The 19,783-nt window shown below is 58.5% G+C and carries 19 protein-coding genes; 11 read left to right on the top strand and 8 right to left on the bottom strand.

The features are described from left to right. The first annotated feature begins 144 nt into the window (after positions 1-144). The 4 genes from RRU01S_RS14545 to RRU01S_RS14530 all read left to right on the top strand — a co-directional run bounded on the left by RRU01S_RS14545 (position 145) and on the right by RRU01S_RS14530 (position 4,193). Positions 145-1,458, top strand: a complete 1,314-nt coding sequence (locus tag RRU01S_RS14545) for a cobyrinic acid a,c-diamide synthase CobB (protein WP_045231015.1) — start codon at positions 145-147, stop codon at positions 1,456-1,458. A gap of 104 nt (positions 1,459-1,562) precedes the next feature. Then, complete coding sequence (gene yghU, locus RRU01S_RS14540) at positions 1,563-2,459, top strand: glutathione-dependent disulfide-bond oxidoreductase (protein WP_045231014.1); 897 nt, start codon at positions 1,563-1,565, stop codon at positions 2,457-2,459. Positions 2,460-2,468: 9 nt separating this feature from the next. Continuing rightward, entirely contained in the window at positions 2,469-2,849 is a 381-nt protein-coding gene (locus tag RRU01S_RS14535) for a hypothetical protein (protein WP_045231013.1), read from the top strand. 102 nt (positions 2,850-2,951) lie between these two features. Beyond that, a complete protein-coding gene (locus RRU01S_RS14530) occupies positions 2,952-4,193 on the top strand; it encodes a cytochrome-c peroxidase (protein WP_045231012.1) in 1,242 nt (413 codons plus the stop codon). Here RRU01S_RS14530 and leuB read toward each other — a convergent pair. The 5 genes from leuB to RRU01S_RS14505 all read right to left on the bottom strand — a co-directional run bounded on the left by leuB (position 4,174) and on the right by RRU01S_RS14505 (position 11,007). Continuing rightward, positions 4,174-5,286 (bottom strand): 3-isopropylmalate dehydrogenase, encoded by a 1,113-nt coding sequence (gene leuB, locus RRU01S_RS14525; protein WP_045231011.1) that lies wholly within the window; start codon positions 5,284-5,286, stop codon positions 4,174-4,176. The genes RRU01S_RS14530 and leuB overlap by 20 nt on opposite strands. Before the next feature lie 183 nt (positions 5,287-5,469). Continuing rightward, positions 5,470-6,075 (bottom strand): 3-isopropylmalate dehydratase small subunit, encoded by a 606-nt coding sequence (leuD, locus tag RRU01S_RS14520; RefSeq protein ID WP_045231010.1) that lies wholly within the window; start codon positions 6,073-6,075, stop codon positions 5,470-5,472. A gap of 133 nt (positions 6,076-6,208) precedes the next feature. Next, on the bottom strand, positions 6,209-6,715 hold the full coding sequence (locus RRU01S_RS14515) for a GNAT family N-acetyltransferase (RefSeq protein WP_045231009.1): 507 nt from the start codon (positions 6,713-6,715) through the stop codon (positions 6,209-6,211). Between the two features lie 236 nt (positions 6,716-6,951). Continuing rightward, positions 6,952-8,772 (bottom strand): translational GTPase TypA, encoded by a 1,821-nt coding sequence (gene typA / locus RRU01S_RS14510; protein WP_045231008.1) that lies wholly within the window; start codon positions 8,770-8,772, stop codon positions 6,952-6,954. Positions 8,773-8,940: 168 nt separating this feature from the next. Then, positions 8,941-11,007, bottom strand: a complete 2,067-nt coding sequence (locus RRU01S_RS14505; protein ID WP_045231007.1) for a M3 family metallopeptidase — start codon at positions 11,005-11,007, stop codon at positions 8,941-8,943. Between the two features lie 180 nt (positions 11,008-11,187). On the opposite strand from RRU01S_RS14505, the gene RRU01S_RS14500 reads away from it, so the two are divergent. Continuing rightward, positions 11,188-11,658, top strand: a complete 471-nt coding sequence (locus RRU01S_RS14500) for a MarR family winged helix-turn-helix transcriptional regulator (RefSeq protein WP_045231006.1) — start codon at positions 11,188-11,190, stop codon at positions 11,656-11,658. Between the two features lie 17 nt (positions 11,659-11,675). Next, on the top strand, positions 11,676-12,854 hold the full coding sequence (locus RRU01S_RS14495; RefSeq protein WP_045231005.1) for a multidrug effflux MFS transporter: 1,179 nt from the start codon (positions 11,676-11,678) through the stop codon (positions 12,852-12,854). 46 nt (positions 12,855-12,900) lie between these two features. Here RRU01S_RS14495 and RRU01S_RS14490 read toward each other — a convergent pair whose 3' ends face one another. After that, positions 12,901-14,124 (bottom strand): argininosuccinate synthase, encoded by a 1,224-nt coding sequence (locus RRU01S_RS14490; RefSeq protein WP_045231004.1) that lies wholly within the window; start codon positions 14,122-14,124, stop codon positions 12,901-12,903. Positions 14,125-14,367: 243 nt separating this feature from the next. On the opposite strand from RRU01S_RS14490, the gene RRU01S_RS14485 reads away from it, so the two are divergent. The 5 genes from RRU01S_RS14485 to RRU01S_RS14465 all read left to right on the top strand — a co-directional run bounded on the left by RRU01S_RS14485 (position 14,368) and on the right by RRU01S_RS14465 (position 18,012). After that, positions 14,368-15,222 (top strand): SDR family NAD(P)-dependent oxidoreductase, encoded by an 855-nt coding sequence (locus RRU01S_RS14485; RefSeq protein ID WP_045231003.1) that lies wholly within the window; start codon positions 14,368-14,370, stop codon positions 15,220-15,222. 105 nt (positions 15,223-15,327) lie between these two features. Continuing rightward, positions 15,328-15,975, top strand: a complete 648-nt coding sequence (locus RRU01S_RS14480; protein ID WP_045231002.1) for a LysE family translocator — start codon at positions 15,328-15,330, stop codon at positions 15,973-15,975. A gap of 99 nt (positions 15,976-16,074) precedes the next feature. Further along, on the top strand, positions 16,075-16,614 hold the full coding sequence (locus RRU01S_RS14475) for a sigma-70 family RNA polymerase sigma factor (RefSeq protein WP_045231001.1): 540 nt from the start codon (positions 16,075-16,077) through the stop codon (positions 16,612-16,614). Further along, complete coding sequence (locus tag RRU01S_RS14470; protein ID WP_045231000.1) at positions 16,611-17,339, top strand: anti-sigma factor; 729 nt, start codon at positions 16,611-16,613, stop codon at positions 17,337-17,339. The genes RRU01S_RS14475 and RRU01S_RS14470 overlap by 4 nt, the downstream gene beginning before the upstream one ends. Before the next feature lie 115 nt (positions 17,340-17,454). After that, on the top strand, positions 17,455-18,012 hold the full coding sequence (locus tag RRU01S_RS14465; protein ID WP_045230999.1) for a fasciclin domain-containing protein: 558 nt from the start codon (positions 17,455-17,457) through the stop codon (positions 18,010-18,012). Between the two features lie 63 nt (positions 18,013-18,075). Here RRU01S_RS14465 and RRU01S_RS14460 read toward each other — a convergent pair whose 3' ends face one another. Next, positions 18,076-18,870: an ABC transporter ATP-binding protein gene (locus RRU01S_RS14460; protein WP_045230998.1), complete on the bottom strand. Its 795-nt coding sequence runs from the start codon at positions 18,868-18,870 to the stop codon at positions 18,076-18,078. Then, positions 18,867-19,748, bottom strand: coding sequence for an ABC transporter permease (locus RRU01S_RS14455; protein ID WP_045230997.1), 882 nt, complete (start codon positions 19,746-19,748; stop codon positions 18,867-18,869). The genes RRU01S_RS14460 and RRU01S_RS14455 overlap by 4 nt, the downstream gene beginning before the upstream one ends. Positions 19,749-19,783: the final 35 nt, after the last annotated feature.

Raw genomic sequence — 19,783 nt, 5'->3', positions numbered from 1 at the left:
TAGAAACGCTTCACCACCCTCATTCCCGTGCCTGTCACAGGAATCCAGTCATCGCGCGTCTGCGCGGCGGAAAGAATCTTTTCAGCCCAATGACTTGGGCTGGCTAGATTCCTGTGACGAGCACAGGAATGAGGGAAGACGGGTATGACGGCACGTGCCATCATCATCGGCGCGCCGCGCTCTGGCTCCGGCAAGACCAGCGTCACCATTGGGCTTTTGCGCGCTTTTGCGCGGCGGGGCGTGAAAGTGCGCGGTATCAAGACCGGGCCTGATTATATCGATCCGGGTTTCCATGCCTTTGCGGCAAGAACGCCGGGGCTCAATCTCGATAGTTGGGCCATGCAGCCCGATTTGCTGCGGCATCTGTTTGCCCAGCAGGCAGGGGATGCAGAACTGGTGTTGATCGAAAGCGCCATGGGCCTGTTCGATGGTATCGTCGTGCCGGATAATAGAACCGGCTCTGCGGCCGATCTGGCGCGCCTGTTCGGCATTCCCGTGCTTCTGGTGCTGGATGTCTCCGGCCAGTCGCAAACCGCCGCAGCCGTCGCCCATGGCTTTGCCCATTACGATCCGGCAGTCGAAATGTCCGCCGTGGTGCTGAACCGCGCAGGCAGTGAACGGCACCGCACGCTCTGCTCGCAAGCCATCGAAAAGATCGGCCTGCCCGTTGCGGGCTGCGTCATGCGTGATCCGTCGCTGGTGCTGCCGGAGCGGCATCTGGGGCTAGTGCAGGCCAGCGAGCACCCGGAAATCGATGGGCATATCGACCGCCTGGCAGATGCCATGGAGGCGGCCATCGATCTCGATGCGCTTCTGTCTCTGGCGCAACCCGTTACCGTGCCGCATGGCTCGACCGTTTCAGCGATTGCCCCGCCCGGCCAGCGGATTGCGCTGGCGCAGGATGCCGCCTTTACGTTCCTCTATCCGCATCTTGCCCGTCACTGGCGCGAAGCCGGTGCCGAGATCGTGCCCTTTTCGCCGCTGGCCGATGAGGGCCCGGAGCCTTCCTGCGATGTCTGCTGGTTGCCGGGAGGATATCCCGAGCTTTTTGCGGGCCAGCTTGCCGCCGCTGATAGCTTCAGGTCGGGTCTGGCACACTTCGCAGAAACCAAGCCTGTCCATGGCGAATGCGGAGGCTACATGGTGCTGGGTGCCGCACTCGAGGATGCGGATGGCGTGACCCACCAGATGACGGGGCTGTTGTCGCATGCCACCAGCTTCGCCAAGCGCAAGATGAACCTCGGCTACCGGCAGGCGACAATTATAGCCGATAGTCCCATCGGGCGCGCTGGCGATGTTCTGCGCGGCCATGAGTTTCATTATGCGCGGGTCATCGATCAAGGTCACGACGAAGCCTTTGCCCAGATTGCCGATGGGCAGGGCAAACCGCTTGGCCCATCCGGTGGCCGACGCGGGCAAGTTACGGGGACGTTTTTTCACGCCATCGCCAAAGGTTGAATTTTTCTCATCGATGATGCGGTGGAGGAAATCTTTGTTGATCCCTATATTGCTTTGGAGTGCTGAACGCTGGCGCTTGATCCGTTGAACAAGGACAGATTTTCATGACCGAGAAATCCCCCGAGAATAACTTTCCTGCCGGTTACGAACCAGCCGACGTCTGGGAGTGGGAAAAGGGCAACGGCGGTCAGTTCGCCAATATCAACCGCCCGATTGCCGGCCCGACCCACGACAAGGAATTGCCGGTCGGCAAACATCCGCTGCAGCTTTATTCGCTGGCGACGCCCAACGGCCAGAAGGTTGGCATCATGCTGGAAGAGCTGCTGGCGGCGGGGCATACGGGCGCCGAATACGATGCCTGGCTGATCAAGATCGGTGAGGGCGACCAGTTCGGCTCCGATTTCGTTAAGGCCAACCCGAATTCGAAAATTCCGGCGCTGGTGGACCATTCCACGCCGGAGCCGACTCGCGTGTTCGAAAGCGGCTCGATCCTGCTCTATCTCGCGGAAAAATTCGGCGCATTTCTGCCTACGGACCACAAGGGTCGCACCGAGGCGATCAACTGGCTGTTCTGGCAGATGGCATCCGGCCCGTATCTGGGCGGTGGTTTCGGCCATTTCTATGCCTATGCGCCCATTCACATCAAATATGCCATCGACCGTTTTGCCATGGAAGCCAAGCGACAGCTTGACGTGCTGGACCGCCATCTGGCAGAAAACCGCTATCTGGCCGGTTCGGAATATTCGATTGCGGATATTGCGGTGTGGCCGTGGTATGGCAATCTGGCGCGTGGGCAGTCCTATCCGAAGGCAGATGTCTTCTTGGACGTGAAGAGCTATAAGAACCTTCAGCGCTGGGCGAACGAAATTGCGGAACGTCCGGCGGTCAAGCGTGGTCGCATGGTCAACAAGATGAATGGCGATCCGTCAGAACAGTTACACGAACGCCACGACGCCTCAGACTTCGATACGAAGACGCAGGACAAGATCGGCAAAGCATAAGGAAACACCATGGCAAAGCTGCCTGAAATGACGAAACACCGCGGCTTTCCATCCGGCATGCCGAGCACGGGCATTCAATTCACTATACGCCGCGCCAATCCGCGCGGCGTCACGCCCGTTAAACAGATTCCGCGCCGTGCGCGTAATGATTCGGCGGAACACAAGGTGGATGCCGCTTTCCTGCATGCGCTGTGGCACCAGTTCGGCAACGAGCCGTTCGAGCGCGGTAACCTCGATGCTGCCCGCCTGAGCCTTCTGTTCGGTCGTGAGGTGCTGCCTGCCGACAAGGACTTCGATCCGCTGTCGTATCAGTCCATGCTTGTTATCGATGAGCGGGTGGCACGGCAGAACTTTCCGGAATCCTTCGAGAATTACTTCCAGATCGACTGAAACATCTGTTGCGGTAAAGTGGAGCGGGCACAGAAAGTTTCTGTGCTTCGCCGTTTTGAGGTGCTATAGAGCACGCCAGTTCATCTATTGCGGCGTTCTGCCATGATCAGACATCTCATCTGCGTTATCTCTGCATGTGCCTTTTCCTTTACGCCCGCTGGGCTTGGCACGGGAACCTTTGCCCATGGCGGCGAGGATTATGCCACGCTGGAAAAGCTTGGCGCTGCCTTGTTCGATGATCCCAATCTCTCCATGAACCGCACCATGTCCTGCTCCACCTGCCACATGCCGGCGGCGGGCTTTACCGATGGACGTGATGCAGGCGGCCCGATTGGGCACGATGTCTCGCTGGGAGATGACGGCACCTCGCTGGGTGATCGAAACACGCCCAGCGCCGCCTATGCCAGCTTTTCACCACCGTTCGGAAAGAACGCGCTGGGCGAATATGTCGGCGGCCAGTTCTGGGATGGCCGCGCATCGTCTCTGGAAGATCAGGCGGCTGGCCCGCCTCTCAACCCAATCGAAATGGGCATGCCGGACAAAACGACCATCGCCAAGCGGCTGCAGGAAAACCCGGATTACGCTGCCGCTTTCGGCACCCAGTTCGGCGGGGATGTGTTCAAGACCGATGACGCAGCCTTCGCCGCCATGACGAAGGCGCTGGCCGCTTTCGAGCGGACGGACACCTTCTCGACATTCGATTCCAAATATGACCGCTTCCTGCGGGGTGAAGAGAAGCTGACCGATCAGGAAGAGCTGGGCCGGGTGCTGATGTCCTCGACACAGTTTACCAACTGCAACACCTGCCATGAACTCAAAGGCCCGAACGGCCTGTCCAACGGGCTTTTCACCAACCACAAATATTTCAACATCGGCGTTCCCGCCAACAAGGCAGCCCGGGCAGCGAATGGATCGAAGCCGGATGCCGTCGATCTTGGTTTGGCGCAGAACCCCGCTGTTGCAGGCGATCCCGCGCAGCGCGGCAAGTTCAAGGTCCCCACCCTGCGCAACGTCGCGGTGACCGGCCCCTACATGCACAATGGCGTGTTCAAGGATTTGCGCACGGTCGTGCTGTTTTACGTAAAATACAAAAGCAAGAAGCCCAGCCGTCAGATCAACCCGGAAACGGGGCAGACATGGGATGCACCAGAGGTGCCTGAGAATATCGCCATGACGGAGCTGACGGCAGCGCCTGCACTGGATGACAAGCGGGTGGATGCCATCGTCGCGTTTTTGAAAACGCTGACCGACAAGCGATATGAGCATCTCTTGCCGAAAGACGATACCGGGCAGGGCGCAACGCCCCCTGCCCAGAATGTTTCGATCAAGCCGACAGCGCCTTGAACTCTTCCAGAACCGCATCGCCCATTTCAGACGTGCTGACCTGACGGCTGCCATCCGAGACGATGTCCGCTGTGCGGATGCCCTTGTCCAACACATTAGCGATGGCCGTTTCCAGCTTGGTCGCTTCATCCACCATGTTGAAGGAGTAGCGCAGGCACATGGCAAAGGACGCGATCATGGCGATGGGGTTTGCGATACCCTTGCCAGCAATGTCAGGGGCCGAGCCATGCACGGGCTCGTACATGGCCTTGCGCTTACCGGTCTTGGCATCCGGTGCGCCCAGCGAAGCGGATGGCAGCATACCGAGAGAGCCCGTCAGCATGGCGGCTACGTCCGACAGCATATCGCCGAACAGGTTGTCGGTGACGATCACGTCGAACTGCTTGGGCTTGCGAACCAGCTGCATGCCACCGGCATCGGCCAGCATATGCTCCAGCTGCACGTCCTTGTACTTCGCCGCATGGGTTTCGGTGACGACCTGATTCCACAACACGCCCGACTTCATGACGTTGCGCTTTTCCATGGAGCAGACGCGATTGCCACGGGTGCGGGCCAGCTCGAAGGCTACGCTGGCGATGCGCTCGATTTCGAACGTGTCGTAAATCTGGGTATCGATGCCGCGCTTCTGGCCGTTGCCAAGGTCGATGATCTGCTTCGGCTCACCGAAATAAACGCCGCCCGTCAATTCGCGAACGATGAGGATATCGAGGCCCTCGACCAGTTCCTGCTTCAGCGAGGATGCGGCAGCCAGTGCCGGGTAGCAGATCGCCGGGCGCAGATTGGCGAACAGCTCCAAATCCTTGCGCAGGCGCAACAGACCGGATTCCGGGCGCACCTCGTAAGGCACGCTATCCCACTTGGGACCACCGACAGCGCCGAACAGAATCGCATCTGCTGCCAGCGCTTTTTCCATGTCGGCGTCGGAGATTGCCACGCCGTGCGCGTCATAGGCGCTGCCGCCGACGAGGCCTTCTTCCGTCTTGAAACCAGCAGCCTTCTCGCTGTTGAGATAATCGATCAGCTTGCGGACTTCCGCCATGGCTTCGGGGCCGATGCCGTCACCGGGCAGCAGGAAAAGCGTGCGCACTGTCATGAAAACCCTCCTTGGCCACGACGTAGAACCTCCGGAGGTTTCAAACGGCGGGCGCGTCAAAATCCTTAGCCCCGCAGCGTCAAATGTTGCGGGGTGCGGGCTTCTTAGCCTTGGAGATGGTCTATTTCAAGGAACGCCAGCGACGATTCGGTACGGGTAGAACCAAACAGGCTCTGAATGCGATCAAGCCCAGGGGCGGGCGGAGGCGTTGGTCTTTTCGAAGCCTTCGATGGCACCCGCATGTTCCAGTGTCAGGCCGATATCATCGAGGCCGTTCAGCATGCAATGGCGCTTGAATTCGTCGAGTTCGAACGAGATCGTACCGCCATCCGGGCCGCTGATCTCGAGGTTTTCGAGATCGACCGTCACAACGGCATTAGAGCCGCGCGATGCGTCATCCATCAGCTTTTCCAGATTTTCCGGGCTGACGACGATGGGCAGAATGCCGTTCTTGAAACAGTTGTTGTAGAAAATATCGGCAAAGCTGGTGGAGATAACGCAGCGAATGCCGAAATCCAGCAGCGCCCAAGGCGCATGTTCACGCGAGGAACCGCAGCCGAAATTATCGCCAGCGACGAGAATCTGTGCGTTCTGATAGGCAGGCTTGTTCAGCACGAAATCAGGATTGGGCGAACCATCTTCCAGATAGCGCGATTCCGCGAACAGGCCGGTGCCGAGACCAGTGCGCTTGATGGTTTTGAGGTAGTCCTTCGGAATGATCATGTCCGTGTCGATGTTGACGACCGGCATGGGGGCGGCAACACCCGTCAGTTTGGTGAACTTTTCCATCTTTCACTCCGAAATCTTGCTGATAGCAGCATTGAACGCTGCACGCTCATGCTGCAATAGCGCAAAATCGGTTCTATTTGAAGGCCAATCCCGGCAAACGCGGTACGGTGCTTTTAATGCCGCTAGACTGGTGTCAGTGCCAGACGAAGCCAAGCTTACGCAGTTGCGTGCCCGCAAAATCTTCCATGCCCTCTGCCACGTCCTTGCCGCCATGCGAGCGGAAGAAGCGGTTGGCGACATCGCTGTCCTCAAGGCACCAGACGACGACGCCTTTGCAGCCGAGGGATTTGAGCAGACGCCTTGCTTCGGTGAACAGAACCGAGCCGAGGCCCATGCCCTGATATTCCGGGCGAAAATAAATTTCGTAAATCTCGCCGTCATAGGGCAGTCCACGGGCGCGGCTGAGGCCGAGGGTCGTATAACCTGCGATGACGCCGGCGATTTCCACGACCAGCATCGTGGCAGACCCACGGGCGGCCTTGCGCCACCATATTTCGTTGCGGCGATCCAGCATCTGCCGAAGCGGCTTATGGGGAATGAGACCCGCATAGGCTTGCTGCCACGAGGATCGGTGCGCATCGGAAATGGCGGGCGCATCGTCCGGCTCTGCTCGGCGAATGTCTATGGATAACGTTTTCATAACGCGATTCTGATCCCGGCAGAGAAAACTTACCAGCCATAAAGGTTAACGGCTTCAAGCTTACCCACAGCCTATTCATGTGGATGATGCCGGAAAATTAACGCTATATTTACCAACGAAGCAAGCGGTACGCGACTCAGTCCCGCGAATAATGCGAGCGCCTGCCTGTAAACGGCGGGCAATAAAAAACCCGGCACGGTGGCCGGGTTTTTTTGATGTGAAAGTTTGACGGGAAATCAGACGGCAAGCTTTGCCTTGTCGAAACGTTTGCGGTCGTTGGCATCCAGGAACATCTTGCGCAGACGGATCGACTTTGGCGTCACTTCCATCAATTCATCGTCCTGAATCCAAGACAGGGCGCGGTCAAGCGTCATGCGGATCGGCGGCGTCAGCTTCACGGCTTCATCCTTGCCGGCGGCGCGGATGTTGGTGAGCTGCTTGCCCTTGAGGACGTTGACTTCAAGGTCGTTGTCGCGTGTGTGAATGCCGATGATCATGCCAGCATAAACCTTTTCGCCGGGCTCGATCATCATCGGGCCGCGATCTTCCAGGTTGAACATGGCGTAGGCAACCGCTTCACCGGAACCGTTCGACAGCAGAACGCCCTGGACGCGACCAGCAATAGCGCCCTTGAATGGCTGGTAGGAGTGGAACAGACGGTTCATGATCGCCGTGCCGCGTGTGTCGGTCAGCAGTTCGGACTGGTAGCCGATAAGGCCACGGGTCGGCGCCAAGAACTTCAGACGAACGCGGTTGCCGCCGGATGGACGAAGTTCGGTCATTTCGGCCTTACGTTCGGACATCTTCTGAACGACGATACCGGAATGCTCTTCATCCACGTCGATGACGACTTCTTCGATCGGCTCGATGGTCTGGCCGTTCTCGTCCTTCTGCATCACGACGCGCGGACGCGAAACCGCAAGCTCGAAGCCTTCGCGACGCATGGTTTCGATCAGAACGGCAAGCTGCAATTCGCCACGGCCCGACACGAAGAACGAGTCCTTGCCTTCGGCTTCTTCGATCTTCAGCGCAACGTTGCCTTCGGCTTCCTTGTAGAGACGATCGCGGATCACGCGCGATGTGACCTTGTCGCCTTCGGTGCCAGCCAGTGGGCTGTCATTGACGATGAAGGACATGGTCACCGTTGGTGGGTCGATCGGCTGTGCAGTCATCGCTTCGGTGACGGAAGGGTCACAGAACGTGTCGGCAACAGTGCCCTTGGAAAGACCGGCGATAGCAACGATGTCGCCTGCATGGGCTTCATCGATGGCTGTGCGCTCGATGCCGCGGAACGCGAGGATCTTGGAAATACGACCGGTCTCAATGATCTTGCCATCTTGGCCCAGAACCTTGACGGCCTGGTTCGGCTTGATCGAACCGGATGCGATACGACCGGTGATGATGCGGCCGAGGAAGGGGTTGGCTTCGAGGATCGTACCGATCAGACGGAACGGACCTTCTTCAACGGTGGGCTCAGGCACGTGCTTGAGAACGAGGTCGAGAAGCGGTGCAAGACCTTCGTCCTTCGGTCCCTCTGGGTTGACGTTCATCCAGCCATCACGACCGGAACCGTAAAGGATCGGGAAGTCGAGCTGTTCGTCGGTCGCATCGAGGTTCGCGAAAAGGTCGAACACTTCGTTGATGACTTCCTCATGGCGGCCATCGGGACGGTCGATCTTGTTGATCGCAACGATCGGCTTGAGGCCAACCTTGAGAGCCTTGGAGACCACGAATTTCGTCTGCGGCATCGGGCCTTCAGAGCTATCGACCAGAACGATCGCGCCGTCCACCATCGACAGGATACGCTCGACTTCGCCACCGAAGTCGGCGTGGCCGGGGGTATCAACGATGTTGATGCGAACACCCTTCCACTCGACAGACGTCGCCTTGGCGAGAATCGTGATGCCGCGTTCTTTTTCGAGGTCGTTACTGTCCATGACGCGCTCTGCAACGCGCTGGTTTTCGCGGAACGAACCGGACTGTTTCAGAAGCTCGTCAACGAGCGTCGTTTTGCCATGGTCAACGTGCGCGATAATCGCGATGTTGCGAATTGCCATTGTTCAATATCTCTGAAGTTGGGGCGTCATAACATAGATGCGCCAATTTAGTCTGGCGGGCCTATAACCTTTTTTTTGCAAATGCGAAAGGGGGGCCAACCACATAAGCCCCTTGCAGAAACGCCGTATCAGAGTTTTATGACAGTTTTCAGGTGCCGTTTACCAGGCTTAGCCTGAAACCAGACCGCGCTTTTTCAGCATCGCTTCGGCGCTTGGCATCTTGCCGCGGAACGCCTTGTAGGTTTCCTCCGCGTCAACAGAGCCGCCAACGGAATAGATGTTGTCTTTCAGCTTGCGTGCTGTGTCGGCATTGAAGGCGTCGCCGGTTTCCTCGAACGCTTCGAAAGCATCGGCATCCAGAACCTCCGACCACATGTAGGAGTAGTAGCCTGCCGAATAGCCGTCGCCGGAAAACACGTGCTGGAAATGCGGCGTTGCGTGGCGCATGACGATGGATTTGGGCATGTCGAGCGATGCCAGAACCTCGCTTTGCACGGCCATCGGGTCTTCAACGGCACCACGTGTGTGGAACGCCATGTCCACCAGCGCCGAAGAGGTGAACTCGACCGTGTTGAAACCGGCATTGAAGGTCTGTGCAGCCAGTACCTTGTCCAGCAAAGCCTTCGGCATAGGCGCTCCGGTTTCGTAGTGCAGAGCGTATTTTTCGAGGATTTCCGGCACGGTCAGCCAGTGTTCGTAAAGCTGCGATGGCAGCTCTACGAAATCACGCGATACGGATGTGCCCGATACGGATGGGTAGGTCACGTTGGACAGCATGCCGTGCAGCGCGTGGCCGAATTCGTGGAACAGCGTGCGGGCGTCGTCCAGCGAGAGAAGGGCCGGTTTTCCAGCCGATGGCTTGGCGAAATTGCAGACATTGTAGATGATCGGCAATTCGCCCACCGTGCCGTTCTTCAGGGGCAGCTTATGCTGCGACTGAAACGAACTCATCCACGCACCGGAGCGTTTGGAAGGCCGCGCAAAGAAATCGGCGAGGAACATGGCAACGAGATCGCCCTTGTCATCGCGAATTTCGAAGGTCCGCACGTCAGGATGATAGGCGGTTGCGTCTTTCAGTTCGATGGCTTTGATGCCGAACAGTCTGTGCGCAACGTCGAAGCAGGCTTCGACGATTTTTTCCAGCTGAAGATAGGGCTTGAGCTCCGTTTCCGAGAAGTTGAATTTTTTGGACCGCAGTTTTTCGGCGTAGTGGCGCCAGTCCCACGGCATCACCTCGTGGTTCTTGCCTTCGTCGGCGATCACCGCGGCCAGTTCCGCCTCTTCCTCGCCCGCGCGGGCAACGGCCTTGTCCCACACCTGCATCAGCAGCGTGTTCACCGCATCCGGTGTCTTGGCCATGGTGTTATCGAGCTTGTAGGCGGCGAAATTGTCGTAGCCAAGCAGCTTTGCCTTTTCGTCGCGCAGTTCCAGCGTGCGTTTGACGGTATCGCGATTGTCGCTCTCGCCACCGTTTTCGCCACGTGCGACCCAGGCCTTGAACGCCTGCTCACGCAGGTCGCGACGCTCGGAAAAGGTTAGGAAGGGTTCGATGATCGAGCGGGACAGGGTGACGGCGAATTTGCCATCTTCGCCATGTTCGCGCGCAGCACTTTTCATGGAATCGCGCAAAAAGCCGGGAAGGCCTGCGAGTTCTTCGTCCGAAGACAGAAGCAGCTTCCAGCTTTTCTCATCGGCCAGAACATTCTGGCCGAATTTCGCGCCAAGACCGGCCAGTTCTTCGTTGATTTCAGCCAGCCGCTCCTGCGCTTCCTTTGGCAGCTTGGCGCCGGAACGCACGAAGCCCTTCCAATGACGTTCCAGCACGCGCAGCTCTTCGCCGGTCAGGCCGAGCGTTTCGTGCTGTTCCCACAGCGTATCGACCCGCGCAAACAGCGCCTCGTTCATGCTGATCTTCGAATAATGCCGCGACATTTTCGGCGCGATCTCGCGCTCCAGCGCCTGAATGGCCGGATTGGTGTGGGCGCCCGCCTTGTTCCAGAACAGGGCGGAAACGCGCGACAAGGCATCGCCTGCGGTTTCCAAGGCGACGATCGTATTGGCGAAGCTTGGCGCGTCCGCATTGTTTGCGATGTCGTCGATCTCGGCATCATGAGCGGTGAGTGCGGCATCGAAAGCGCCGGCAAAGTCCTCGTCTTTGACCGCATCGAACCGAGGCAAACCGTTTTTCCCGTTCCATTCGGTCAAGGCGGGATAGTGTGCGGCGGTGGAAGTCATCAGTTCGTCCTCATGCAGATGCGATTTGCCTGCATATGGGCATGGCTGAGGCTGGGTTTCAATATGTGGCTTCGGGTGCCGAGGAAAACTATTCTCTGGGACAGAGCTCTAGGCAAAGAGCGCGTCTTGCCTTTGGGCCGCGAAGTTTTTTATAAGGAAGGCTTACCAAATAGGCGCGCCATGAACACTTCCCTTGAAAAAGAATCACTGGCCTTCCTGCTCAACAGCAGTGCGCGTTTTCTCAACAGCGCCTTCGAGCGACGCATCAGCGAGGCGGGGCTTGGGCTGACACCGGGTGAGGCACGCGCCCTTTTGACGGTTGCCGCCATCGATGGCAGCAAACAGGCCGATATTGCCAGCCGTATCGGGCTGGAGCCCATGACGGTGTGCACCTATCTCGACAGGTTGCAATCGCTTGATCTGGTGGAGCGTCGTCCCAACCCGGATGATCGCCGTTCCAAATGCATTTATTTGACGCAAACCTCAGAGCAATTGCTGGTGGCCGTCCGCCTTGAGGTCGATAGCCTGATCGGTCAGGCGACGGAGGGTTTCAGTGAGAACGATCTGTCCAAATTTCATGATCTCCTGGCGACCGTCCAGAAAAACCTTCAGATGGCAGTGAGCGACAAGAGCAAGCAGGCCCCGACGTGAGCAGTTTGACAACGCCGATGACGGTGCGGCGCACGGCTATTCTGGGCGCAATGCTGACCTCGCTTGGGCCGGTGTCGATGGCGATTTACACGCCTGCGATGCCGGAACTCGTCCGCGCCTTTTCAACGACGGAATCGGCGATCAAGATGAGCCTCACGCTCTATTTTGGCGGTTTTGCCATCGCCCAACTCGTGTCCGGTGCCATGTCGGATGCGTTTGGCCGTCGCAAGGCCACCATTCTGTTCCTGCTGATCTATCTGGCGGGCGGAGCGCTTGCCGCTTTCGCACCCAGTGTCGAGGTGTTACTGGCGGCCCGCCTCATTCAGGGCATCGGGGCGTCGGTTGGCGTCACCGTGGCGCGGGCAGTGGTGCGCGATCAGTTCAGCGGTCATCAGGCCATCGGCATTCTCAACCTCATCGGCATTATGCTGGCGGTTGGTCCGGCTGCGGGGCCGACGATCGGCGGGTTGTCGCTGCTCGCCTTCGGCTGGCAATCGGTCTTCGTCCTGATGCTGGCGTTCGGGCTGATTTCGATTACGGCCATCGTTTTCTGCCTGCGCGAAACGACGGTTCCGGACCGGAGCCGTCTTCGCCCATCCCGTCTGCTCAGCGCCTATGGTGAGCTTCTGGCGTCGCCACGCTTTCTGCTATCGGCGCTGGTGCTGGGCGGTACGGTCGGTGCGCTCTACGCACAATCGACCATGCTGCCTTTCGTGCTGATCAACGACGTCGGTCTGTCGCCCACGGCATTCGGCGTGGGCATGCTGATGCAATCCGGCGCTTATTTTCTCGGGTCGATTGCCCTGCGCTTCATCGCCCGCAGAATTGGCGACCGTCGGTCTGCGGTCATGGGGATGTGCCTGTCTGCGACAGGTGGTGTGCTGATCTTCCTGTCGGTGCATTTCATCCCACCCTCCTTCCTGTCGATCATGGGGCCGGTTGCAGTTGCGACCTTCGGGCTGGCGCTGCTGACGCCGCATGTCATCACGATGGGCATGGCACCCTTTCCGCACATCGCAGGTTCGGCGTCCGCCATGATGGGGTTCATCCAGATGAGCGCGGGTTTTTCAGCCGGTGTCATCGCCGCCCTGCTCGGCTCGCCACTCACAAGTTTCGGCACGATCATCCCGTTGATGGAGTTGAGCGCCGTAGCGAGCTATGTCGTCTTTGCCGTTTTATCGCGCCGGCAGACGTAAAAAAGCCCTGGAGAACCGGGGCTTTCAAAGTCATGCCTATCGAAGCTTACTTGCCGAGATTGCGCTTGGCCAGTGTGCGCAGGCGCAGAGCATTGAGCTTGATGAAGCCCGCTGCATCCTTCTGGTCGTAGGCGCCCTGGTCGTCCTCGAAGGTCACCAGCTTGTCGGAATAGAGCGACTTGGCCGATTCGCGACCGGTGACCATGACGTTGCCCTTGTAGAGCTTCAGCGTCACTTCGCCTTCCACATGCTCCTGGCTCTTGTCGATCAGGGCCTGCAACATTTCGCGCTCTGGCGAGAACCAGAAGCCGTAATAGATCAGCTCGGCGTAGCGCGGCATGATCTCGTCCTTGAGGTGGGCCGCACCCCGGTCGAGCGTAATGCTCTCGATAGCGCGGTGGGCCGCCAGCAGAATGGTACCGCCGGGCGTTTCGTACACGCCACGGCTCTTCATGCCGACATAGCGGTTTTCGACCAGATCGAGACGGCCGATGCCGTTGTCGCGACCGTAATCGTTGAGCGCTGCCAGAAGCGTCGCAGGCGACATTTCGACGCCGTTGATGGAGCAGGCATCACCGTTGCGGAAACCGACCTTGATGACGGTTGCCTTGTCGGGGGCTGCTTCCGGCGAAATGGTGCGCATATGCACGTATTCCGGAGCCTCGACCGCGGGGTCTTCCAGAACCTTGCCCTCGGAAGACGAGTGCAGCAGGTTGGCATCGACGGAGAACGGCGCTTCACCCTTCTTGTCCTTGGCAACCGGAATCTGGTGCTGTTCGGCGAAATTCAGAAGATCGGTCCGGCTCTTGAACGTCCAGTCGCGCCATGGCGCGATGATCTTGATGTCGGGGTTCAGCGCATAGGCCGAAAGCTCGAAACGAACCTGGTCGTTGCCCTTGCCGGTTGCGCCGTGGGCGATGGCATCGGCGCCGGTCTTCTTGGCGATGTCGATCAGGTGCTTGGAAATCAGCGGGCGGGCAATCGAGGTGCCCAGCAGATAGACGCCTTCGTAAACGGCGTTGGCGCGGAACATCGGGAACACGAAATCGCGCACGAATTCTTCGCGCACATCTTCCACGAAGATTTCCTTGATGCCCAGCATCTCGGCCTTCTTGCGCGCAGGCTCCAGCTCTTCGCCCTGGCCGAGATCGGCGGTAAAGGTCACGACGTCCGCGTTCAGCTCGGTCTGCAACCATTTCAGAATAATCGAGGTATCAAGCCCGCCGGAATAGGCGAGAACGACTTTCTTAACGTCTTTGGGAAGGGCCATCGGTGAAATCCATTTGCGTATCGGCGACATCAGGATATCGCCATTTCCTTGGGATTTCGGCACTTTTAGCGAGTTTATCGGCGCGTGCAACAAAAATGCAAAAGGGCACGCGGATGGAACGCTTTCATCTTCATGTGACTTGAAGGGCCGAAAAGACTAGACTGTACAGCGCGTCAGTAGAGCGCATGGTTCCATGGGACATCGCTGCTAAAGATTTGAAGCGGTAGCGAAAAGGAGAAACCAATGACGATCCTTCACAACGCATTCGCACCAGACAATGTTGCCGTCGTCACCGGCGCTGCATCCGGTATCGGCCTTGCCGCCGCCCGCAAATTTGCCGGTTTCGGCATGAGTGTCGTGCTTGTTGACCTCGACGGTGAAAAGCTCGCCGCTGCCCAAAGCGAAATCGCTGCGCTTGCCGAAAATGGCGATGAGCAGATCGTTTCCATTCCAACCGATGTTTCCAAACTCGATGAGCTGGAGGCGCTGGAGCGCGCCGTCATCCAGCGCTTCGGGCGTGTGCACGTGCTGATGAACAATGCGGGCGTACAGCCGGGCAGCGCCATCTTCGGACCACAGGCAAACTGGGACAAGGTTTTCGGCGTCAATCTGATGGGCGTCGTCAATGGAAGCCGCGTGTTCGGTTCCGGCATGCTGGCACACGGAGAGGCGGGTCTCATCATCAACACCGGCTCCAAGCAGGGCATCACCACACCGCCGGGCGACCCGGCCTATAACGTGTCCAAGGCGGGCGTCAAAGCCTTTACCGAGGCCTTGGAATATGAGCTGAGAAACGCACCGAACGGTAATATTTCGGCCCATCTTCTCATCCCCGGCTTCGTCTTTACCGGCCTGACCGCCAATGGCCGGACGGAAAAACCATCCGGTGCATGGACGCCGGAACAGACGGTCGATTTCATGATCGACGGAATCGGCAATGGCGATTTCTACATTCTTTGCCCCGATGGCGAGGTGAACCGAAAGACGGATGAGAAACGCATCCTCTGGGCCGCGAACGATCTGGTAGAAAATCGTCCGCCGCTATCGCGCTGGCATGAAGACTACAGCGATGATTTCAAGTCGTTCCTGAACAGCTGACCTATCTGCCGCGCTTTCGGGCGCGGCATTCTTTCTCAGGCAGTTGGCAGGCTTTCGAAAGCGCGTTATGAACAGGCATCAAACCCTTGCAAGTGTGGTGCCGCCGTGGATTTCCTGCCTAGCCTGCCAACCCTGATTGCCTTTACCATTGCCATTCTGCTTCTGTCGGTGACACCCGGCCCAGATATGACATTGTGGATCAGCCGATCCCTGCGCGAAGGCCGCACGTCCGGCTTCATGACGCTGGTGGGCACCAATCTCGGCATTACAGTGCATACGATGCTTGTTGCCTTTGGCGTGGCCGCCCTCATCGTCGCATCGCCCACAGCCTTTCTGGTGCTGAAAACCGGCGGCGCCGCCTATCTCGTCTGGCTGGCCATTCAAGCCATCCGCAAGGGCTCGAATTTCGTCATGGAGCGTCCGAAGGATCAAAAGCCACAGGCGTCTTTGACCTCCGCTTTGCTGAACGGCATCTGGGTCAATCTGCTGAACCCGAAAGTCATCATCTTTTTCATGACGTTTTTGCCGCAATTCGTTAGCGCCTCGGACCCGCACGTCACGGGCAAACTGATTTTTCTCGGCCTCTGGTCCATCATCGTCGCCCTACCCATCGGCATCGGCATCGTGTTTGCGGCAGATGGCCTTTCCGGCTGGCTGCAAAGCAATCGGAAGGTTCTTCGGGGTCTCGATTATACGATCGCAGGCGTTTTCTCCGTCTTTGCCGCAAAGATTTTCTTCGCGCAGGCGCAATGATTTTTCGTTGAAACGGTTGGAAAGCAGTCCTTGCGTTTTTGGCTGCACCCTGCCAGCTTGCGAGCCATTCGGGAACTGGCCTTCGGGCGGGATGGAGTGATGCGGCAAGACGACCTGAGCACGCTGATCGGCCTCGTCGCCCTGTCAGACCGCACCGCATTTGCTTCGCTCTATCAGCGCACGAGCGCGAAACTTTTTTCCATATGCCTTCGTATACTCAAAGACCGTACTGACGCGGACGAAGCGTTGCAGGAGGTCTATATCAAGATCTGGCAACGGGCACGGTTGTTTTCCACTAACTCCGGCACCGCCGAGGTGTGGCTGGCAGCCATCGCCCGAAACCAGGCGATAGACATCATCCGTGCGCGCAAGCCCATCGCCAGCGAGTTGGACGACGTTCCTGATCTGGCAGAGACCGCACCGGACCCGGAACAGGCATTGCTGCATAAGGATTCAGGTCGAACTATCGACCTCTGTCTCTCGGAATTGGAAGACAACAAGGCCAAGGCTGTTCGGCAAGCCTATCTGGACGGCATGAGCTATCAGGAACTGGCGCAGCATTATGCGGTGCCGCTGAATACGATGCGAACGTGGTTGAGGCGTAGTCTCATCAAGCTGAAAGAGTGCATGGAGCGATGACGGAACCTGACGACAGCGATATTCCAAGGGACGATGCGATCGCCGCCGAATATGTGCTTGGCGTGTTGTCTGCGGACGACCGCCGGCTGGTGGAAAAGCGCATGCGCTCCGACGAGAGGTTTGCTCAGCAGGTCCGTCAGTGGGAAGTGCATTTTGCGGGCCTCAATGACGCGTATAAACCGGTCACACCCAGCGCTTCGACCTATCCTGCGATAGAGACACGTCTGTTCCCGTCTGAGGCCAAGGCCAATGCCAAGGCAGGTGTCCTGCCATCGCTGTGGGGCTCGCTCGCCTTCTGGCGCGGATTGAGTGCCGTGATGACCGCATGCGCGGCTGCAGCGGCCATCACCTTTGTCGTGCTGCCCTCGTCTCGGCAGCTTCCTCCTCAGATGTCCTATACGGCAGAGTTGTCATCGCCCAACGCCCCCATGGCACTCATGGTGTCCTATGACGCAAGCTCCGGGCGCATGGCACTGATGCCGATGGCTGCTGGTGACAAGTCGCAAAATTCGCTGGAGCTGTGGCTGGTCAGGGCGGATGGAACGCCGATCTCGCTGGGCGTTGTCGATCCGCATAAAAACGCGGAAATGACCATTCCGCTCGATATGCGTGAGCAGCTTCACGACGGCATTACGCTTGCCGTCAGCCTGGAGCCCTATGGTGGATCGCCCACCGGCAAGCCGACCGGGCCTGTCATTGCCAGCGGAACGACGCGGCAGCTCTAAAAATAATTCGGGGGCGCTGAAACTTTCGCTGAACCCGGCCCGTACCTTCTCATGTACCGGATACGTCACCTGCAAAAACGTTGGTGGCGATTGGCGGAACAGAGGAGAAAACGCCATGATAAAGTTCAGCCTGCGCATGATCGCGCTTGCCGCAGCCGTATCGACCGTCGCATTTGCGGCTCAGGCCAAAAACCCGATGGTGGGTGGCGCGGCCATGTACGAGAACAAGAACATCGTTGAAAACGCGATGAATTCCAAGGATCACACCACGCTTGTTGCCGCCGTCAAGGCCGCCGGTCTGGTCGAAACGCTACAGGGCAAAGGCCCGTTCACGGTTTTCGCACCAACCAATGAAGCCTTTGCGGCATTGCCGAAGGGGACTGTCGAAACGCTTCTGAAGCCTGAGAACAAGGAGAAGCTGACGAAGATTCTCACCTGCCATGTCGTTGCAGCCGATGCGATGTCCACGGCCATCGAAAAGATGATCAAGGACGATGGCGGCACCCATGACGTGAAAACGGTCGGTGGCTGCGTTCTCAAGGCCAAATACAACATGAAGAAAATCACGCTGACGGACGAAAACGGCAATGTCGCTGATGTGACAATTGCCGACGTCAAGCAGTCGAACGGCGTCATTCATGTCATCGACAAGGTCTTGCTGCCGAAAATGTAAGTTTTAATCGGCGCAATGAAACGCCGTGCATCCCCCACGATACACGGCGTTCTCTTTCATATCTTACCCGATCAGCAATTCATCATCATCGATTGTCTGTCCGCGTATGTTGCGGAACATCTCGATCAGGTCTTCGACCTGCAAGCCCTTGCGGCTTTCGCCTGATACGTCGAGGACGATTTCGCCCGCATGCAGCATGATGGTGCGGTCACCGTAATCCAGCGCCTGGCGCATTGAGTGGGTAACCATCAATGTCGTCAGCTTACGCTCTTCTACAACCCGTTGCGTAAGGCCCATGACGAATTCCGCCATGCCTGGGTCGAGTGCGGCTGTGTGTTCATCCAGCAGCAAGACGTCAGACCCCGCCAGCGTTGCCATGACCAGTGATACCGCCTGACGCTGGCCGCCGGAGAGAAGGTCCATGCGGTCCTTGAGGCGGTTTTCGAGGCCAAGGTTCAGGGAGGCGATTCGCTCCTGAAAAAACGCCCGCCGTCCGCCGCCGAGTGCCGGCAGAAGGCCGCGTGTCTTGCCGCGTGCGGCGGCAAGCGCAAGGTTCTCTTCGATGGTCAGAGCGCCGCAGCTTCCCGCCAGCGGGTCCTGAAACACGCGGGCCACCTGCCCTGCGCGATTGGCCGTCGGCTTACGGGTCACGTCCACGCCAGCGATGGTGACTTTGCCGGCTGTTGGCAGAACGTCACCAGCAAGAACGCCCAGCAGCGTGGATTTGCCAGCGCCATTGGAGCCGATAACGGTGACGAAGGAGCCGTCCTCGATGGTAAGATCGATCTTGGCGAGAGCTTTCTTCTCCAGCGGCGTGCCGCGTCCGAAGACCACCTGAATGTCGGACAGCGAAATCATGATGTTGCTCCCCCACGGCGCAGGCGCGGCAGGATGAGTGCCACGGCCACCAGCACGGCGGTCACGAAATTGAGGTCTGAGGCTTTCAGGCCCAGCGCATCGCTGGAAAGTGCCAGCTGGATCGCCAGGCGATAGGCGATGGAGCCGAGAACGCAGCCGATGAGCGCGATCAGGATGCCGCGCGCGCCGAACAGTGTCTCACCGATGATGACGGCGGCAAGGCCGACGACGATGGTGCCGACACCGGCGGTCACATCGGCAAAACCGTTTGTCTGCGCAAACAGTGCGCCACCAAGGGCCACCAGAGCGTTGGACAGCGCCATGCCGAGATAGATCTGGTTACCGGTCTTCACCCCTTGCGCCCGCGCCATCCGCGCATTGGCACCGGTTGCCCGCACGGCAAGACCTGCATCGCTTTCCAGAAAACGCCAGACGAGGATGACGGCGATGACTACGAGAACGCCGACGAAAAGCGGGCGAAGCAGATAGTCTGAAATGCCAAGACCGTAGAAGGGCTCGATCACCGTATCCTGATTGAGCAATGCCACGTTGGGCTTGCCCATGACGCGCAGGTTGACGGAAAACAGCGCGATCATGGTCAGGATCGAGGCAAGAAGGTTGAGGATTTTAAAGCGCACATTCAGAACAGCCGTCACCATACCGGCCACTGCACCGGCAACCATCGCAACGCCCGTCGCCACCCAAGGATTGAACCCCGCGACGATCAGCACCGCCGCTACGGCAGCGCCCAGCGGAAACGACCCATCGACCGTCAGATCGGGAAAGTCGAGCACGCGAAATGCGAGATAGACGCCGATCGCGACAAAGGCAAAGACAAGCCCCAGCTCGACGGCACCCCAGAAGGCGATTTGACTCACGGTAGAATTCCTCGGGTTTACCCGCCGGATGTTCG

This window comes from Agrobacterium rubi TR3 = NBRC 13261, from assembly GCF_000739935.1.
GTDB lineage: Bacteria > Pseudomonadota > Alphaproteobacteria > Rhizobiales > Rhizobiaceae > Agrobacterium > Agrobacterium rubi.
The sequence above is the reverse complement of the archived record's forward strand: the minus strand, read 5'-3'. Positions and strand labels throughout refer to the sequence as shown.